A 17147-nucleotide genomic window follows, 5' to 3' on the forward strand; every position below is an offset into this window, starting at 1 on the left:
GCCGTGCGCATCGCGGTTACCGGATCAATCGCCACCGACCACCTGATGACCTTCGAGGGCCGGTTCGCCGAGCAGCTCATCGCCGACCAGCTGACGCAGGTCTCCCTGTCCTTCCTCGTCGACGAACTGGAGGTGCGCCGGGGAGGGGTCGCCGCCAACATCAGCTTCGGCCTGGGCTGCCTGGGGCTCAACCCCGTCCTGGTCGGTGCGGTGGGTGCGGACTTCGCCGAGTACGCCGCCTGGCTGGAGCGGCACGGCGTGGACGTCTCGGGCGTGCACGTCTCCGAGATGCGGCACACCGCGCGGTTCGTGTGCACCACCGACCGCGACCACAACCAGATCGCCTCCTTCTACGCCGGGGCGATGGCGGAGGCGCGCAACATCGAGCTGTGGCCGCTCGCCCAGCGCCTGGGCGGCCTCGACCTGGTCGTGGTGGGGGCCAACGACCCCGAGGCGATGGTCCGCCACAGCGAGGAGTGCCGGGTGCGCGGGCTGAGCTTCGCCGCCGACCCCTCCCAGCAGCTCGCCCGCATGGAGGGGCCCCAGGTGCGCTCCCTCGTCGAGGGCGCCGAGTACCTGTTCGCCAACGAGTACGAGAAGGCGCTGACCGAGCAGAAGACCGGCTGGAGCGACGCGGAGCTGCTCACCCGGGTGCGGACCCGGGTGACCACCCTGGGCGCCAAGGGGGTGCGCGTCGACCGCGCCGGGGAGCCCAGCCTGCACGTGCCCGCGGCCCACGTCTCCGAGGCGGTCGACCCCACCGGCGCGGGCGACGCCTTCCGCGCCGGGTTCCTCGCGGCCGTCTCCTGGGGCCTGGACCCGGACCGCTGCGCCCAGGTCGGCAACGCCGCGGCCGCGCACTGCCTGGAGGTGAGCGGGCCGCAGGAGTACCGCATGACCCCCCAGAGCCTCCTGGACCGGCTGGCCCGCTCCTACGGCGACGACGCGGCCGCCGAGGTCGCCGACCGCATGCCCGGTTGAGCCCCGCCGCCCCGCACGGTCGCGGGGACGGGCGGTTCGGTGGTCGGGGCAGTGGCCGGACCCGCGTAGAGTAGATGACCGACCCTCGTGTCCGGGCATCTCGCCGTCGACCTGTTCTGGTCCGCGCGCTCGGCATGAACCGGCCCGGGCGCTGAGACGCGTGCCGGGAACATCGCCAAGGCCGCCGCGTGCGGGGTCACCGCGGCGGTGGGGAACAGACCCGTCCCGTGGCGGACGGGCTGGGCCGTCCCACGACGCCTCCCAGAACCAGGCGAGCCTTACCTGGGATTCCCGCCTTTTCCGAGAACCGAAAACGGAGGACTCGAATGCGCTACACCGGACCCAAGGTGCGGTTGTCCCGGCGCGCTGGCACCCCCCTGACCCGTAAGGCGGTCAGGTACTTCGAGAAGCGCCCCTACCCGCCCGGTGAGCACGGCCGCCGGGTGCGCCGCTCCACCAGCGACTACGCCGTCCGCCAGGCCGAGAAGCAGAAGCTGCGCTGGTACTACGACCTGTCGGAGAAGCAGCTGGCCCGCGTCTACGAGAACGCCAAGAAGCGTGCGGGCCGTACCGGTGAGGAGATGATCGCCGAGCTGGAGCTGCGCCTGGCCACGGTGGTGCTGCGCGCGGGCTTCGCCGCCTCGATCTACGCGGCCCGCCAGTTCATCACCCACGGGCACATCACCGTGGACGGCAAGAAGGTGGACATCCCGTCCTACCAGGTCAAGCCGGGCCAGATCATCGGTGTGCGGGAGAAGTCGCGCACCATGGTCCCGTTTGTGGAGGCCGCCGAGGGCGTGCACGCCGACGAGAAGATCGCCGGCTACCTCGCCGTCAGCCACAAGGACCTGCGGATCGCCGTGGTGGACCGGCCCAAGCGCGAGCAGGTTCCGGTGCCCTTCGACGAGCAGCTCGTCGTCGAGTACTACGCCCGCTGACCCGCGTCGGCTGCCAGGGCCGCACGCCTCCCCGGGAGGTGTGCGGCCCTCGCCGTCGCGGGGGACCGCGCGTGCCGGTCAGTACATGCGCTGCACGTGGAAGGCGCTGCCCCGGCTGAGCGGGACCTCCGCGACGAAGGTGTGCCGCTTCATCCGGCACCACGCCGGGATGTCGGTGCGCGCCGCCGGATCGTCGGCCGTCACCGCGATCACCGCTCCGATCGGCACCTCCCGCAGGCGTCCGGCGAGCATGATGATCGGCACGGGGCACTTGCGGCCGATCGCGTCGATGGTCAGCACAGGCTGCTCCAGCACCGCGAGTCTCCTTGTCCGAGGGTGGTGTGTCCTAATCTTTACCCCGGCAGGCGGCTAAAAGGCACCCGGTGAGACGGCTCGTGAGCACGGCGATAACCTCGCCTTAGCCAGTCCTGCGGTTTCAGGGGCTGCCGAGGTTACGGTCAGGGCTGCGCCCTCACAACGGACGTTGTGCAACACGCTGACCAGCGGTCCCCGGAGACGGGCGCTGGGGCGTTCGCGATAATGTTTCCGCTTGACAGGCTTTTGAGACATAGGACCCGCCCGCACACACACGGTGCGGCATCACCGCTGGGAAGGCAATCCGTGAGTCCGACCCGCCATAGGAATCGGCGCCACGCGCTGCGCCGATGGGCACCACGCGGCGCCATGCTCGCCGCGCTGGCTGTGGCCGCGACCGGCTGCGCGTCGAACGAGTTCACTCGTCTGGGGCTGCCGGAGCCGATCACCGAGCAGGCAGAGCGTGTCCTCACGCTCTGGCAGGGCTCGTGGGTGGCGGCGTTCGCGGTCGGCATCCTCGTCTGGGGGCTGATCATCTGGTCGGTGATCGCCCACCGCAAGCGCTCCGAGCAGCTTCCGCCTCAGGTGCGCTACAACATGCCCATCGAGGCGCTCTACACCGTTCTGCCCGTCATTGTCGTCTCGGTGCTGTTCTACTTCACCGCCCGGGACCAGACCTACCTGATGGAGACCGACGAGCCCGCCGACGTCTACGTCGACGTGAACGCGTTCCAGTGGAGCTGGCAGTTCACGTACGAGGAGGAGCTGGACGTCAACGGCAACCCGGTCTCCGTCGCCGGTGTCCCGTCCACCAGCAAGGACGAGCTGCCGGTCCTGGTCCTGCCGAGCGACAGCGTCGTGCACTTCGACCTGGACGCCCCGGACGTCATCCACTCGTTCTGGATCCCCGCGTTCGCGTTCAAGATGGACGCCATCCCGGGCCACCCCAACGAGTTCCAGGTCAAGATCAAGCCCGGCGTCGAGGGCGACTACGAGGGCCGCTGCGCGGAGCTGTGCGGTTACGACCACTCCCGCATGCTCTTCACCCTCCGGGTGGTCACCCCCGAGGAGTACCAGGCCTGGATCGAGGAGCAGAAGGCCAACCCCCAGGAGCTGCCCGCGGTCCCCGACGTGCAGGAGGAGGCTCCCGCTCCTGACCCGGGCCTGGACACGGCCACCCAGGAATCCGCAGACCAGGACTCCTCCGACACCGCGGCCACGGCTGAGGACGACGCCGCGGCCACGGCCGAAGAAGAGGATGATCAGTAGATGACGACGACGGCTGATACTCCGACGACGACCGTCCGGGCGTCCGCCGCAGCGCGGCGGCCCGCTCCGGGCTCGAAGATCGTCAACCTGGTGACGTCGACCGACCACAAGGTCATCGGGTACATGTACCTGATCACCTCGTTCGTGTTCTTCATCGTCGCCGGCATCATGGCGCTGCTGATCCGGGCCGAGCTGATGTTCCCCGGCATGCAGCTGATGAACAACGAGACCTACAACCAGCTGTTCACCATGCACGGCACGGTGATGCTGCTGCTGTTCGCGACGCCGCTGTTCGTCGGGTTCGCGAACGCGCTGGTGCCGCTGCAGATCGGCGCGCCCGACGTGGCCTTCCCCCGGCTCAACCAGTTCGGGTACTACCTGTTCCTGTTCGGCGGTCTGATCGTGCTGGCCGGGTTCTTCACCCCCGGCGGCGCGGCGAGCTTCGGCTGGTTCGCCTACGTGCCGCTGTCGGACGCGGTGCGCTCCCCCGGCCTCGGCGGCGACCTGTGGATCATGGGCCTGGCCATCAGCGGCCTGAGCACCATCCTCGGCGCGGTGAACTTCCTCACCACGATCCTGTGCATGCGCGCGCCCGGCATGACCATGTTCCGCATGCCGATCTTCACCTGGAACGTGGCGCTGACCAGCGTCCTGGTGCTGATCGCCTTCCCGGTGCTCACCGGCTCCTTCGCCGGCCTGGCCGCCGACCGCATCGTCGGTGCGCAGGTCTTCAACCCCGAGCACGGCGGCGCGATCCTCTACCAGCACCTGTTCTGGTTCTTCGGCCACCCGGAGGTCTACATCATCGCGCTGCCGTTCTTCGGCATCGCCACCGAGATCCTGCCGGTGTTCAGCCGCAAGCCGATCTTCGGCTACAAGAGCCTCATCGGCGCCACCGTGGCCATCACGGGGCTGTCGATCACGGTGTGGGCGCACCACATGTTCCCCACCGGCGCGGTGCTGCTGCCGTTCTTCTCCTTCATGTCGTTCCTCATCGCGGTGCCCACCGGCGTGAAGTTCTTCAACTGGATCGGCACCATGTGGCGCGGCCAGCTCACCTTCGAGTCCCCGATGCTGTTCACCATCGGCTTCATGGTGACCTTCCTGTTCGGCGGACTCACCGGAGTGCTCCTGGCCTCCCCGCCGCTGGACTTCCACGTCACCGACACCTACTTCGTGGTGGCCCACTTCCACTACGTGGTGTTCGGCACCGTGGTGTTCGCGATGTTCGCGGGCTTCTACTTCTGGTGGCCCAAGTTCACCGGGAAGATGCTCGACGAGACGCTGGCCAAGTGGCACTTCTGGACGCTGTTCTTCGGCTTCCACGGCACCTTCCTGGTGCAGCACTGGCTGGGCGCGGAGGGCATGCCGCGGCGCTACGCCGACTACCTGCCCAGCGACGGGTTCACGGTGCTCAACCAGATCTCCACGATCGGCTCGTTCGTCCTGGGCGCCTCCACGCTGTTCTTCCTCTACAACGTCTGGGTGACCCACAAGAAGGCGCCGAAGGTCACCGTGGACGACCCGTGGGGCTACGGCTGCTCCCTGGAGTGGGCGACCTCGTGTCCGCCGCCGCGGCACAACTTCACCTCGCTGCCGCGCATCCGCAGCGAGCGCCCCGCGTTCGACCTGAACCACCCCTACGCGGCGGCTCCCGGAGTCGTCCCGGTGGACACGAAGTAGAAGGAGAGCACCATGCGAGTTCAGGCACTCCTGTTCATGGGCGTCTCCAGCTTCTTCGGAGCGATCGCGGTCATCTACGCCCTGGCGAGCTGGTACCTCACCGGCCAGGTGGAGTGGACCGGCACGGTCACGCTGCTCATCGCGATCGGCTTCGGCTGGATGGTCGGCTTCTGGCTGCTCCAGGCCACCCGGCGCAGTGAGCACTACCACGGCCTGCCGCCGGAGGAGCGGATCGACGCCGAGATCGACGAGGGCGCGGGCGAGTACGGCTTCTTCAGCCCGCACAGCTGGTGGCCGCTGTTCGTGGCCATGGCGGTCGCCTTCACCGCGGTGGGCATCGCGGTCGGCTGGTGGATGACCGCCATCGGGTTCCTCGCGATCATCCTGACCGTCATCGGCTGGGTCTTCGAGTACTACCGGGGCGAGTTCCAGCACTAGGCGGAACTCGGGACGGACCGGAGGGCGGCGCCTGCTTGGCCGGGCGCCGCCCTTTCGGTATCTTTCTGGTTACGGGCCAGGTGCGTGTCGAAAACGTGACACGCGCCTACGGCCCTTTTTGCTTTTTTCCTTGAACTTTTCGGCCGAGCCGCGCGTCCTATCACGGCGAAACCATGTTTGTCGGACGAGAACAGGCACTGACTGGAGGTCGCACGAGTGGAGGGCAGAGCATTTCCGACGGCTCGCAGTCTCGGGGTCGGATTGGCGGCGGTAAGCCTCCTCTTCACCGTGGCGTGCTCCGGTTCGGGTGGGCAGGAAGCCAGCGGGGTCAGCAGCGACTCGCCCACGGTGGAACTCACCATCGTTCCTGCCGACGGGGAGTCCGAGGTCAACCCGGACACCCCCATCACGGTGACCGCGGCCAACGGGACCATCGAGGAGGTCAAGGTCACCCAGAGCCCGGCTCCCGAGGAGGAGGCCGGGGGTGAGGCCGCCGCGGAGACCGCGGAGGCGGAGGAGGGCGGCCCGGCAGAGGTCGACACCATCACCGGGACGCTGAACGAGGACGGGACCGAGTGGGTCAGCGACTGGACGCTGATCCCCGGCAGCACGGTCACCGTGGTGGCCACCGGGAAGAGCCCGGAGGGGGAGACCTCCGAGTTCACCAGCGAGTTCACCACGCTGGCGGCCACCCCCGGACACCGGTTGGAGATCCAGTCGAACTTCCCGGTCAGCGGTGACGTGGTCGGTGTGGGCATGCCGGTGATCATCAACTTCGACCTGCCGGTGGAGAACAAGGCCGCGGTGGAGGCGGCCCTGGAGGTGGTCTCGGAGAAGCCCGCCCAGGGCGCGTGGAACTGGTTCGGCGACCAGACGGTGGTGTTCCGCACCGAGGAGTACTGGGAGCCCAACCAGAAGGTGACCGTCAACATGCACCTGGCGGGCGTGCAGGCCGCCGAGGGCGTCTACGGCATCAAGAACCACCAGCTCAACTTCGAGGTGGGCCGTTCCCAGATCACCGAGATCGACAACGACACCCACCGCATGGTCGTCACCCGCGACGGTGAGCAGATCCAGGACTTCCCCATCAGCAACGGCAAGGCCACCACCCGCGCCTACACCACCACCTCGGGCATCCACCTGACCATGGAGAAGTACCAGCACCTGGTCATGGACTCGGCCACGGTCGGCATCCCGCCGGGGCACCCCGACTACTACAAGCTGGACGTCAACTACGCGGTCCGCTTCTCCAACAGCGGCGAGTTCACGCACGCCGCGCCGTGGAACGGTTCGCTGGGGCAGGCCAACCTCAGCCACGGCTGCGTCAACATGAGCACCGAGGACGCCCGGTGGTTCTACGAGAACTCCTACATGGGCGACCCGCTGATCGTCGTCGGCACCGACCGGGAGCTGGAGGTCGACAACGGCTGGGGCTACTGGCAGCGGTCCTGGGACGAGTGGCTGGCCAACAGCACGCTGGGTGAGGCGGACCGGACCGACGAGCCCGGCTCCCCCGGCTCCCCGCACGGCACCGCCGTCGGCGAGCAGGCCGAGGCCGCCGAGTAGCAGCGAAGACCGGTCAGAAGGAGCCGAGGAGGCCCCCGCAGCGCCTGCGGGGGCCTCCTCGCTGTTCCGGCCAGGGGCGGCCCGCCCCGGGCCGCTGGCCGGGGGCAGGCAGCGGCCCGGCGCCCTCGGGAGGCCGACGGGAGGACCGCCGCCCCGGGTGCGGCCGCCGCGGCCACGGGCACAGCGGGTCCGGGCGTACTCCCCGTCCCGTGCGCCCCGCCCGGCAGGCGGGCGCGGCACCGCGGCCCGGCCGTCCGGGCGGGGGAGGGGAAGGTCGGCGGCCCGCGGGCACCGGCCCGGGGCACGGCACGCGCCCGCGGCTCCGCGCCCCGGCCGCGGGGGCACGGGTTCGACGCGGACACGCCGGCCGTGGACTGCGGCGCCGGTCTCCCGGCCGCCGGAGGCGCGGGACCCGCGGGCACCCCCCGGAAGGCGTCACAACAGTCCCAGGAGGCACAGAGAAGGCCCGACGGGTCTTTTCCCGTCGGGCCTGTCACTGTGGCCGCAGCGGCCGTCTCAGCGCCGTGAGGTCAGGGCTGGCCGACCTTCTCCTCGGTCTGCTGCTCGCTCTGCAGGTGCGCGTGCACCTCCACGTCCTCGAAGGACACGTTGTCCCTCGTGTACCAGTGGGCGAGCCGGGTGCGGAGCTTGCCGAAGAGGCCGCGAGCGGCGGGGGACTCCACGCCGTTGGCGTCCACGGTCGGCGGCACGGACCGGAATCCCTGCTCCTTGGCGCTCTGCAGCACCTCGACGGTCTCCTGCGAGGACGGCTTGTGGATCTCGACGAACTCACCGCCCGGCAGCTGCGCGATGGTGCCGCTCTCGTACCCGTGCTCCAGGGTCGCGCGGTCCCGGCGCTGCAGCCCGAGGCAGATCCGCTTGGTGATGATGAACGCCAGCACCGGACCCACGAACAGGGCGATGCGGAAGATCCACGTGGTCGCGAACAGGCTGATCTGGAACGTGTGCGACAGGATGTCGTTCGATCCGGCCAGCCAGAGCACACCGTAGAAGGTGATGCCCGCGACGCCCAGACCGGTGCGGACCGGGACGTTGCGCGGCCGGTCGGCCACGTTGTGCACCCGCTTGTCCCCGGTGATCCAGGCTTCCAGGAACGGGTAGACCGCCAGGCCGCCGAAGAGCAGCCCCATGAAGCCCAGACCCGGGATCAGCACGCCGGTCACGACCGCGTAGCCGCCGATGTCGAAGTCGAACCAGTCGGGGAACAGCCGCAGCGAGCCCTCCAGGAAGCCCATGTACCAGTCGGGCTGCAGACCCGAGGTGATGGACGTCGGGGTGAACGGCCCGAACAGGTGGATCGGGTTGATCTGCACGAACGCGCTCAGGCCGGTGATGGCCGCGAACGTGAAGAAGAAGAACCCGCCCGCCTTGATCGCGAAGGCAGGGAACATCGGCGTGCCGATGACCTGCTTCTCCGTCCTCTTGGGCCCCGGGTACTGGGTGTGCTTCTGGTACCACAGGATCATGAAGTGCGCCACGATCAGCGCCAGCAGGATGCCCGGCAGCAGCAGGATGTGCAGCATGTACAGCCGGGGGATGATCGCCTCGCCGGGGAACTCGCCGCCGAACATGAAGAACGACAGGTACGTTCCCACGACCGGGATCGCCAGCAGCACACCCTGGAAGATGCGGATACCCATGCCGGACGGCAGGTCGTCGGGCAGCGAGTAGCCGAACAGGCCCTCGACGATCGCGAGGCTGAAGATCGCGACGCCGATGAGCCAGTTGATCTCACGCGGCTTGCGGAACGCGCCGGTGAAGAACACCCGCAGCATGTGGACCACCAGCGACGCCACGAAGATCAGCGCCGCCCAGTGGTGGATCTGCCGGATGAGCAGACCGCCGCGCACGTCGAAGGTGATGTGCAGGGTCGAGGCGTAGGCCTCGCTCATCCCCACCCCGCGCAGGCGCTCGTAGGAGCCCTCGTAGGTGGTGTGCGCCATGCTGGGGTTGAACCACAGCGTGAGGAACACCCCGGTGAGCAGCAGGATGATGAACGAGTACAGCGCGATCTCGCCCAGCATGAACGACCAGTGGTTCGGGAAGACCTTGCGCAGGTTCTTCTCGCCGGTCTTGGCCAGATGGAACCGGTCGTCGATGTAGTTGCCGATGCTGCGCAGCGCCTTGGGCGCCTGCGGTGCCTGGTTGTCGCTCATCAGTCCTCAACTCCAGCGTCCCAGAAGGTGGGGCCGACCGGGGCGGAGAAATCTCCGGCCGCGACGAGGTAGCCCTCCTCGTCGACCCTGATGGGCAGCTGCGGCAGAGGCCGGTGCGCCGGGCCGAAGACCACCTCGGCGCCGTTGGCGGCGTCGAAGGTGGACTGGTGGCACGGGCACAGGATCCTGTGCGTGGTCTGCTCGTACAGAGCCGCCGGGCACCCCACGTGGGTGCAGACCTTGGAGTAGGCGACGATGCCGTCGTGCGTCCACTCAAGCTGCTGTTCGGACATGCCAGGACCGAAGTCCTTCGGGTCCATCCTAATCAGGATGGTGACCGTCTCGGCCTGGTCGTTCATGCTCAGGCCCTCTTCGGGGTCCTCGACCTCGGGAAGCACGGAGATCATGCTGCCCGGGACGAGGTCCTCGGCCCGGATGCGCCGGTTGGTGCCCTCGACGACCAGGTGCAGGCCGTCCCGCCAGATCGTGCGCTTGAGCTGGTCGCCGGGCAGCGGGCCCATGTCGCGCAGCAGCACGACCGGGGCCAGGCCCAGCGGGACCATGGCCAGCAGCAGGGTGCGCCGCATCAGCGGGCGCTTGGTGAAGCCGCTCTCGTCGGCGCCACGCATGAAGAACTCGCTGAAGGAGCTCTTCTCCTCCTCCGACGAGGGCAGCTCGTCGTAGGGGGAGGAGACCTCGTAGTGCGGCAGGACCCGGCGCGCCCACACGGTCATGCCCGCGCCGATGCCGAACAGCGCCAGCGCGAGCGTGCCGCCGAGCAGCATGTTCGCCCACTGGGCGGTGTCCGGGTCGGCGATGGAGGGCGTTCCGTCGTTGTCGACGGGGAACATGAAGTAGCTGACGAAGAAGCCGACGCCCGCCAGGAACGCGACGAGGAACCACAGCGAGGCCATCCGCTCTCCTCGGCGCTGCACCTCCTCGGGGCGGACGTGGGTCTCCTCAGCCGGGTACGGTCCCTCGTGCCGGCGGTGCGGGGCGTCCTCGGCAGCGGTCAGCGCGGCCCCGTCGGAGGTCGACGGGGTGCCGATGACCCGGTCCCGGGACTTGTCGGCGCCGGACACGGCGTCGTTGTGGTTGGTGTTGTCAGTCATGGGCTCGCTGCTTCGCGGTGATCCAGATCGCGCACGCCACGATCAGGCTGAGGCCGATGGTCCAGCCGATGAACCCCTCGGCGACCTGGCCGACCCGGTCGAGGGAGAAGGGGCCGCCGGCGTTCGGCTCGGCCTGCAGATTCTTGACGAACGAGATCAGTGCCTGCTTGTCCTCCGGGCTGACGGTGTCGTCGTTGAACACCGGCATGGCGCCGGGGCCGACGATCATGGCCTCGTAGATGTCCCGCGGAGAGGACTGGGTGAGCTCCGGAGCCCAGCGTCCGTCGGTGAGGGCACCGCCGGCACCCGACCAGCTGTGGCAGTGCGCGCAGTTGGTCAGGTACAGGTTCATGCCGGCCTCGGTGTCCCCGCTGCCGACGTAGGCCGCGTAGTCCTTCTCGTACTCGGCCAGCGCCGCCTCGTAGTCGGCCTCGGAGTCGAACTCGTTGCGCTGCGGGGCGTCGGCGGGGACGTTGTACGGGATGCCCGGGCCGCCGCCGAACGCGCTCTCCACGTAGGCCGCGAGGTCGGCGATCTCCTGGTCGGAGTAGACCTGCGGCCTGCGGGGCATCTGCACGTTGGGGTCCATGGACGGCATACGGCCGGTGCTGACGTAGAAGTCCACGGCAGCGGCGCCGACGCCCTCCAGGCTCGGTCCCCAGGCGACGGCGCTGCCGGTCTCCTCCTGGGTGCGGCCGGTGCCGTCCTCGCCGTGGCAGCTCATGCAGCTCTGCGTGTAGATCTGCTTGCCGTTGGCGATGTCGACCTCGCCCTGCTCCGGCTCGACACTCACGGTGTCGGCCACTGCTTGGTCAGGGGTGGGAGCGACGAGGGCGTAGCCCACCCCGAGAAAGGCCAGCGCGATGACGACGACGACATACCCCGCCAGGGGATGCCGTCGCCGCGCGGTAATCCATTTCACGGTTTCCCCGTTCGGGTCACTGGAGTAGGTAGATGGATGCGTACAGACCGACCCAGACGACGTCGACGAAGTGCCAGTAGTAGGACACGACGATCGCACTGGTCGCCTGCTGGTGGGTGAAGCGCTTCGCGGCGTACGTGCGTCCCAGCACGAGCAGGAACGCAATGAGACCACCGATGACGTGGAGACCGTGGAACCCCGTGGTCAGGAAGAACATCGAGCCGTAGCCGCTGGACTGGATCGTCAGCCCCTCGTGCACGATGAGCTCGTAGTACTCGTAGCTCTGGCCCGCGATGAAGATCGCGCCCAGGACGAACGAGATGATGAACCACTTGCGGAGCTTCTTGACGTCACCGCGTTCCGCGGCATGGACGCCGATCTGCGAAGTGAAGCTCGAAGCCACCAGGATGACCGTGATGGTTGTGGACAGCGCGACGTTGAGGTGCACGTCCGGCCACGGTCCCAGGTCGGGGTTGCCCTTGGTCACTGATCGGATGGTGAAGTACATCGCGAACAGCGCCGCAAAGAACATGAGTTCGTTGGCGAGCCACACGATGGTGCCAACGCTCACAAGGTCAGGTCGCTTGGCCGCACCATGCACTGGTGTCGGTCCTGTCTCTTGGTTCGCGGTTACTGTCGCCACGCCAGCATTATTACGGCATCTTGCGGAGAGTGCTCTCCGCCCCCCCGTAACGCGACCTGGAAGGGTGTGCTCCCGGTGAGGCGCGCTGAACTCGTCCGACTCGCGGGAACGCCGCTGCCGCAGCCGGAACGGCGGCGCGTCCCCCGGCTTTCGGGCCGACCTTATCGCCTCGGAGACCGACCCTATCGGTTCGCAGCGGTGTCCGTCGGGGCGGCAACCGCCGACGCCCTGTCGTCCCCGGCGCCACGAGGCAATAGGCTCGCACAGAGCACCCCGGCCAGTGTAAGGACGGTAATCATGGCGAACACCGGAACCGACAAGTCGGCTTTGATGCGCGTCCTCGTCTACAGCGACGACGCTTCCGTCCGCGAGCAGGTACGTCTCGCGATCGGCCGCCGCCCCGCGGCCGACGTGCCCAGGGTCGAGTTCGTGGAGTGCGCGACCGCCCCCGCGGTCCTCAAGCGCCTCGAAGAAATCGACATCGACGTGGCCATCTTCGACGGCGAGGCCCAGCCCGCCGGAGGGATGGGCCTGTGCCGGCAGGTCAAGGACGAGATCTTCGAGTGCCCGCCGGTCCTGCTCGTCATCGGCCGCCGCGACGACGGGTGGCTCGCCGCCTGGTCGCGTGCGGACAAGGTCGTCAGCCACCCTATCGACCCCGTCGCCCTGGCCGAGTCCCTGGCCGAGCTGATGCGCGAACGCGCCCGTCGGTCGGCCGTCGCCCGGTAGGCCCGGAAGAAGCGGGTAGCAGCGACCGTGTCACTCGCCTGCGCCGCCGCGGCACCCCGCGGCGGCCGGTTCCTCCGGCCCTTCGCCGGCGCACTGCGTCACGGGGCGGACACCGCCCGATGGCGTCGGGCGCGACGCCCGGCGCGGCGCGCCTCCGACGTGTCCGCCCTCCTCCCGGTGAAAGCAAGGAAACAAGGAATCCCCAGTGAGTGAACGAACCTGGTCCCACCTGATCGGCACGCTGCTGGACGGCGCCTCCCTCTCGGCCGCCGACACCGAGTGGGCGATGAACGAGATCATGTCCGGTTCCGCCACCGAGGTCCAGATCGCGGGCTTCGCGGTCGCGCTGCGCGCCAAGGGCGAGAGCGTCGCCGAGGTGCGCGGCCTGGCGCAGGGCATGCTGGACAACGCGGTGACGATCTCCGTCCCCGGCGACACCCTCGACATCGTGGGCACCGGCGGCGACCGCGCGCACACGGTCAACGTCTCCACCATGGCCTCGATCGTCGCCTCCGCGGCGGGCGCGCGCGTGGTCAAGCACGGCAACCGGGCCGCCTCCTCCTCGTGCGGCACCGCCGACGTGCTGGAGCGGCTGGGCGTGGTCATCGACCTCGACCCCGCCGACACGGTCGCGGTCGCCGAGGAGGTCGACATCACCTTCTGCTTCGCGCCGCTGTACCACCCCTCGCTGAAGTACGCCTCCAAGACGCGGCGCGAGCTCGCCGTGCCGACCGTCTTCAACTTCCTGGGGCCGCTCACCAACCCCGCCCGGCCCGCGGCCTCCGCCATCGGCGTCTTCGACCGGGGCATGTGCGAGGTCATGGCGGGGGTCTTCGCCGACCGCGGCGCCAGCGCCCTGGTGTTCCGCGGCGACGACGGGCTCGACGAGCTGACGACCACCACCACCTCGTCGGTGTGGGTGGTGGCCGACGGCACCGTCCGCCACGAGCAGCTGGACCCCGCGGACCTGGGCATCGAGCGTTCGACCCCCGACGCGCTGCGCGGCGGCGACGCGGAGTTCAACGCCCGGGTCGTGCGCGAGTTCCTGGACGGCCGCACCGGGCCGGTGCGCGACGCGGTCCTGCTCAACGCGGCCGCGGCGCTGGCCGCGGTCGACGGGGTCCCCGGCTCCCTGACGGAGGCGCTGCGCGCCCAGTACCGGCGCGCGGCCGAGGCCGTGGACAGCGGCGCGGCCAAGGCGAAGCTGGAGTCCTGGATCGAGGCCAGCCAGGCCCGCGCCAAGCGGCTCTGAGCGCTGAAGCGCCGACCAGCAGGCGCCAACCGCGGCCCGCGTCCCGGCAGGACGCGGGCCGCCGGTCTCACAGGCCCAGCGAGAAGGCCGCCTCCAGGTCGTGCTGCGAGTAGGTGTGGAAGGCGATGTGGGTGTCGGAGGACAGCACCCCCGGCACCTTGTTGATCCGGTTGGGGATCACCTCGGCGAGTTCCTGGTGCTCGCGCACGCGCACGATCGCGATCAGGTCGATCTCTCCGGTGACGGAGTAGACCTCGCTGACCCCCTCCAGGTCGGCGAGCGTCCTGGCGACCTCGGGAATGCGGCCGACGTCGGCTTTGATCATCACGATCGCGGTGATCACGTGTGTCCTCCTCAGGGATGAGAGAGCCCGACGGGCCCTAGTGCACGTCGGACAGGCGGGCGCCCGCCCCCCAGCGGACGCGGTAGACGAGCAGTCCCACGACCAGGCCGGTGAGGAAGCCGTAGACGTGCGCGGCGTAGGCCACGCCGGTCTGCTGCCCGTCCGGGTAGAGGCTGCTGCCGAGGTAGAGAAAGTAGTCCAGCGCGAAGAAGGTGGCCACCAGCATCCAACCGGGCAGCCGCACCGGGAGGATACCCAGCAGCAGTGTGGTCACCCTGCTGCGGAACTGCACCACGAGGTAGGCGCCCAGCACCCCGGAGATCGCCCCGGAGGCGCCCACCATCGGGACCACGGCCGGCCCCTCGGCGAGCGCGAAGCCGTAGCAGGCCGCCACCCCGGTGCCCAGGTAGATGAGCGGGTAGCGGACCCGGCCCAGCCGGTCCTCCACGCAGGGGCCGAACACGAACAGGTACACCATGTTGCCGACTAGGTGCCAGGCGTCGGCGTGCAGGAACATCGAGGTGACCGCGGACAGCCCGGGCCAGGGGGCGGCCGGGGGGACGGGGCAGGCCGAGAAGGCGGCGGCCTGCTCGGCGGTCAGCCGCGCGCCGGTGAGCAGCTCGGCGGGGAAGGCCGCCCAGCGCAGCAGGTACTCCTCCAGCGCGCACCCCCGGGCGGAGGGGTCCCCGTACCAGACGGCCAGCATCGACATGGGGGACGACAGGTAGACGATCACGTTCACGGCGATCAGCGCGTAGGTGACCACCGGCGTTCTGCGCACCGGGTAGTCGTCACTGAGTGGAATGCCTGCCATCGCCCCCGTGTCCTGTTTTTGAGGGAACTCCTGTCGTGACTCAGTCTGTCAGGATTTCCGGCGGATTCCGGGACTATGGTGTGGCGTGGCGGTGGATCAGGTGCCGGTGGCGCTCCGCCCCGCCGACCGGGCAGGCCCAGTCGCCCGCCACCTCCAGCAGCCGGGTGCCCGGCGACTCCAGCCAGCGCAGCAGGCACTCGGTCTCGGCCGCGTCGGCGCCGGGCAGCCCGCCGACGCCCGGGCGGACGGTCTCGGCGGTGGCCACCAGCGCGCGCAGGAGGGCGTGCGGGTCGTCGCCGGGGCGCAGCCGGGCGCTGCCGGACAGCCGGCCGTACCGCACCACGCACACCTCCCAGTCCGCTCCGACGGGCCGGGCCGCCGCCAGGTGCGGCACCGCGCCGAGGGAGCGCAGCCGCTGGGTGCGGGCGGCGGCGGCCAGGAACGCCGACAGCCGGTCCCGGTGCACGGCCGCCTCCTCGTAACGCAGCTGCCGCGCCAGCGTGTCGATGTGGGCGGTGAGGGCCGCCACGACCGCGGAGACGTCGCCGGTCATCGCGTTGCGCGCCGCCAGCGCGGGCACGGCGTACTCGGCCGCGGACTGCGCCCCCTCGCAGGGGGCGCCGCAGCGGCCCATGCCCGCCAGGGCGCAGGCCGCCCCCCGGCGCGGCGGGGTGATCCGGTGGGAGCAGCGGCGCAGCGCGAAGGTCTGGTGCAGCGCGTCGCGGGCCAGCTCGGCCGCCCGGGTCCCGGGGAACGGCCCCAGGTAGCACGCGCCGTCGTCGCGGAGCCGGCGGACCACCGCCAGCCGGGGGAACTCCTCCGCGGTCAACGCGAGCCAGGGCGCACGCTCGGGGTTGCGGGAGTGCCGGTTGTAGGGGGGGTTGCGCTCGGCGATCAGCCGGAGTTCGCGGACCTCGGCCTCCACGGCGGTCTCGCACACGATCGGTCTGACCCGCGCGGCGAGGCCCACCATCTCCCGGATGCGGGGCCGCCGCTCCGCGGCGGTGAAGTAGGAGCGCACCCGGGCGCGCAGGTTGACGCTCTTGCCGACGTAGAGGGTGGCGCCCGAGGCGTCCTCGAAGAGGTAGACCCCCGGGGCCTCGGGCAGCCCGTCGGCCAGGTGCCGTCGGCCGCGCTGCTCGGGGGTGGGCGCGCCGCGCAGCGCCCGCAGCTCCTCCCAGGTGTCCACGCCGCGGGAGCGCAGCCGGGCCAGCAGGCCGCGCAGCACGCCCGCGGCGGCGCGGGCGTCGTCGAGCGCCCGGTGGGTGGGCGCCTGGGCCCCGAAGACGCGGGCGAGCGTGCCGAGCCGGTGGTTGCCGACCTCGCCGCGCGGCACCAGGCGGCGGGCCAGCCACAGGGTGTCCAGCACGGCGGGGGAGGGCCAGCGCATCCCGTGGGAGGCGCACGCGGCCTTCAGGAAGGCCACGTCGAACGGGGCGTTGTGGGCGACCAGGACGGTGTCCGGGCCGAAGCCGGCGAACTCCAGGAACGCGGGGAGCACCGCCGCCACGGGCGGCGCGGACTCCACCATGGCCGTGGTGATGCCGGTCAGCAGGGTGGCCGACGCCGGGACGGGGGTCTGCGGGTTCACCAGCGAGCTGAACTCGTCCAGGACACGCCCGTCACGCAGGCGCACGGCCCCGATCTCGGTGATCGCCGCCTCGCCGGGGCGGGCGCCGGTGGTCTCCAGGTCGACCACCACGAACGTGGTGGCCGCGAGCGGGGTGCCCAGTTCGTCGAGGGAGCCCTGGACCGGATGACTGGGTGCTGCCACCTCGTCAGCGTACGGGGCGGGGGAGGCGGGCGGGCGCGGGGGTTGCGGGTTTGTGACGCACCTCCTGTCCCGGGGCGTCCGTGGAAAGATGGGAAGGATCGCATGGCGTCCGCCGCGTTCACGTGCCCGGCACCCGGGTGCGTGAGCGCGGCGGGAGCGGGCAGGCGGGTTGTCGACGACGGAGGAGGAAC

Annotated in this window: 17 protein-coding genes; 8 read left to right on the forward strand and 9 right to left on the reverse strand. The window is 70.1% G+C overall.

The window, feature by feature from the left end; translation table 11 throughout:
• Positions 1-3: 3 nt before the first annotated feature.
• A complete protein-coding gene (locus tag FOF52_RS01820; protein ID WP_248592088.1) occupies positions 4-981 on the forward strand; it encodes a carbohydrate kinase family protein in 978 nt (325 codons plus the stop codon).
• Positions 982-1307: 326 nt separating this feature from the next.
• Positions 1308-1919 carry a 30S ribosomal protein S4 gene (rpsD, locus tag FOF52_RS01825; RefSeq protein ID WP_248592089.1) on the forward strand — a complete coding sequence of 204 codons (612 nt, stop codon included), beginning with the start codon at positions 1308-1310 and terminating at the stop codon, positions 1917-1919.
• A gap of 78 nt (positions 1920-1997) precedes the next feature.
• On the opposite strand, the gene FOF52_RS01830 is transcribed toward rpsD, so the two are convergent.
• Complete coding sequence (locus FOF52_RS01830; RefSeq protein ID WP_248592090.1) at positions 1998-2234, reverse strand: sulfurtransferase TusA family protein; 237 nt, start codon at positions 2232-2234, stop codon at positions 1998-2000.
• Between the two features lie 369 nt (positions 2235-2603).
• On the opposite strand from FOF52_RS01830, the gene ctaC reads away from it, so the two are divergent.
• Complete coding sequence (ctaC, locus tag FOF52_RS01835) at positions 2604-3503, forward strand: aa3-type cytochrome oxidase subunit II (RefSeq protein ID WP_248592091.1); 900 nt, start codon at positions 2604-2606, stop codon at positions 3501-3503.
• On the opposite strand, the gene FOF52_RS21845 is transcribed toward ctaC, so the two are convergent.
• Positions 3497-3619 (reverse strand): hypothetical protein, encoded by a 123-nt coding sequence (locus FOF52_RS21845; RefSeq protein WP_282573796.1) that lies wholly within the window; start codon positions 3617-3619, stop codon positions 3497-3499. The genes ctaC and FOF52_RS21845 overlap by 7 nt on opposite strands.
• Between FOF52_RS21845 and ctaD the strand changes: the two genes are divergently transcribed.
• The 3 genes from ctaD (at position 3594) to FOF52_RS01850 (ending at position 7190) form a co-directional block, all read left to right on the forward strand.
• The gene (ctaD, locus tag FOF52_RS01840; protein ID WP_482258123.1) at positions 3594-5186 is read left to right on the forward strand and encodes an aa3-type cytochrome oxidase subunit I; all 1593 of its coding nucleotides are present in this window, start codon (positions 3594-3596) and stop codon (positions 5184-5186) included. The genes FOF52_RS21845 and ctaD overlap by 26 nt on opposite strands.
• 12 nt (positions 5187-5198) lie before the next feature.
• Positions 5199-5624 (forward strand): cytochrome c oxidase subunit 4, encoded by a 426-nt coding sequence (locus FOF52_RS01845; RefSeq protein ID WP_248592092.1) that lies wholly within the window; start codon positions 5199-5201, stop codon positions 5622-5624.
• A 216-nt stretch (positions 5625-5840) separates the two neighbouring features.
• Positions 5841-7190 (forward strand): L,D-transpeptidase, encoded by a 1350-nt coding sequence (locus FOF52_RS01850; protein ID WP_248592093.1) that lies wholly within the window; start codon positions 5841-5843, stop codon positions 7188-7190.
• Between the two features lie 530 nt (positions 7191-7720).
• Here the strand turns inward: FOF52_RS01850 and qcrB are convergent.
• Genes qcrB through ctaE form a run of 4 tightly spaced genes read right to left on the reverse strand, consistent with a single transcriptional unit; the run spans position 7721 to position 12044 of the window.
• Complete coding sequence (gene qcrB / locus FOF52_RS01855) at positions 7721-9367, reverse strand: cytochrome bc1 complex cytochrome b subunit (RefSeq protein WP_248592094.1); 1647 nt, start codon at positions 9365-9367, stop codon at positions 7721-7723.
• Positions 9367-10479, reverse strand: a complete 1113-nt coding sequence (gene qcrA, locus FOF52_RS01860; protein WP_248592095.1) for a cytochrome bc1 complex Rieske iron-sulfur subunit — start codon at positions 10477-10479, stop codon at positions 9367-9369. The genes qcrB and qcrA overlap by 1 nt, the downstream gene beginning before the upstream one ends.
• Positions 10472-11401 carry a cytochrome bc1 complex diheme cytochrome c subunit gene (gene qcrC, locus FOF52_RS01865; protein ID WP_248592096.1) on the reverse strand — a complete coding sequence of 310 codons (930 nt, stop codon included), beginning with the start codon at positions 11399-11401 and terminating at the stop codon, positions 10472-10474. The genes qcrA and qcrC overlap by 8 nt, the downstream gene beginning before the upstream one ends.
• A 16-nt stretch (positions 11402-11417) precedes the next feature.
• The gene (gene ctaE / locus FOF52_RS01870; RefSeq protein WP_482258124.1) at positions 11418-12044 is read right to left on the reverse strand and encodes a cytochrome c oxidase subunit 3; all 627 of its coding nucleotides are present in this window, start codon (positions 12042-12044) and stop codon (positions 11418-11420) included.
• 297 nt (positions 12045-12341) lie between these two features.
• Here ctaE and FOF52_RS01875 point away from each other — a divergent pair, with 297 nt between their 5' ends.
• Together FOF52_RS01875 and trpD are read left to right on the forward strand one after the other, a co-directional pair.
• Positions 12342-12773: a DNA-binding transcriptional response regulator gene (locus FOF52_RS01875; protein ID WP_248592097.1), complete on the forward strand. Its 432-nt coding sequence runs from the start codon at positions 12342-12344 to the stop codon at positions 12771-12773.
• 205 nt (positions 12774-12978) lie between these two features.
• Positions 12979-14025 (forward strand): anthranilate phosphoribosyltransferase, encoded by a 1047-nt coding sequence (trpD, locus tag FOF52_RS01880; RefSeq protein WP_248592098.1) that lies wholly within the window; start codon positions 12979-12981, stop codon positions 14023-14025.
• Positions 14026-14092: 67 nt separating this feature from the next.
• On the opposite strand, the gene FOF52_RS01885 is transcribed toward trpD, so the two are convergent.
• The 3 genes from FOF52_RS01885 to FOF52_RS01895 all read right to left on the reverse strand — a co-directional run bounded on the left by FOF52_RS01885 (position 14093) and on the right by FOF52_RS01895 (position 16956).
• The gene (locus FOF52_RS01885; RefSeq protein WP_248592099.1) at positions 14093-14368 is read right to left on the reverse strand and encodes an Lrp/AsnC family transcriptional regulator; all 276 of its coding nucleotides are present in this window, start codon (positions 14366-14368) and stop codon (positions 14093-14095) included.
• Positions 14369-14405: 37 nt separating this feature from the next.
• Positions 14406-15182 (reverse strand): rhomboid family intramembrane serine protease, encoded by a 777-nt coding sequence (locus tag FOF52_RS01890; RefSeq protein WP_248592100.1) that lies wholly within the window; start codon positions 15180-15182, stop codon positions 14406-14408.
• Between the two features lie 73 nt (positions 15183-15255).
• Positions 15256-16956 (reverse strand): DEDD exonuclease domain-containing protein, encoded by a 1701-nt coding sequence (locus FOF52_RS01895; protein WP_248592101.1) that lies wholly within the window; start codon positions 16954-16956, stop codon positions 15256-15258.
• Between the last annotated feature and the right edge of the window lie 191 nt (positions 16957-17147).

This window comes from Thermobifida alba, assembly GCF_023208015.1.
In the GTDB taxonomy this organism is placed as follows: Bacteria; Actinomycetota; Actinomycetes; order Streptosporangiales; family Streptosporangiaceae; genus Thermobifida; species Thermobifida alba.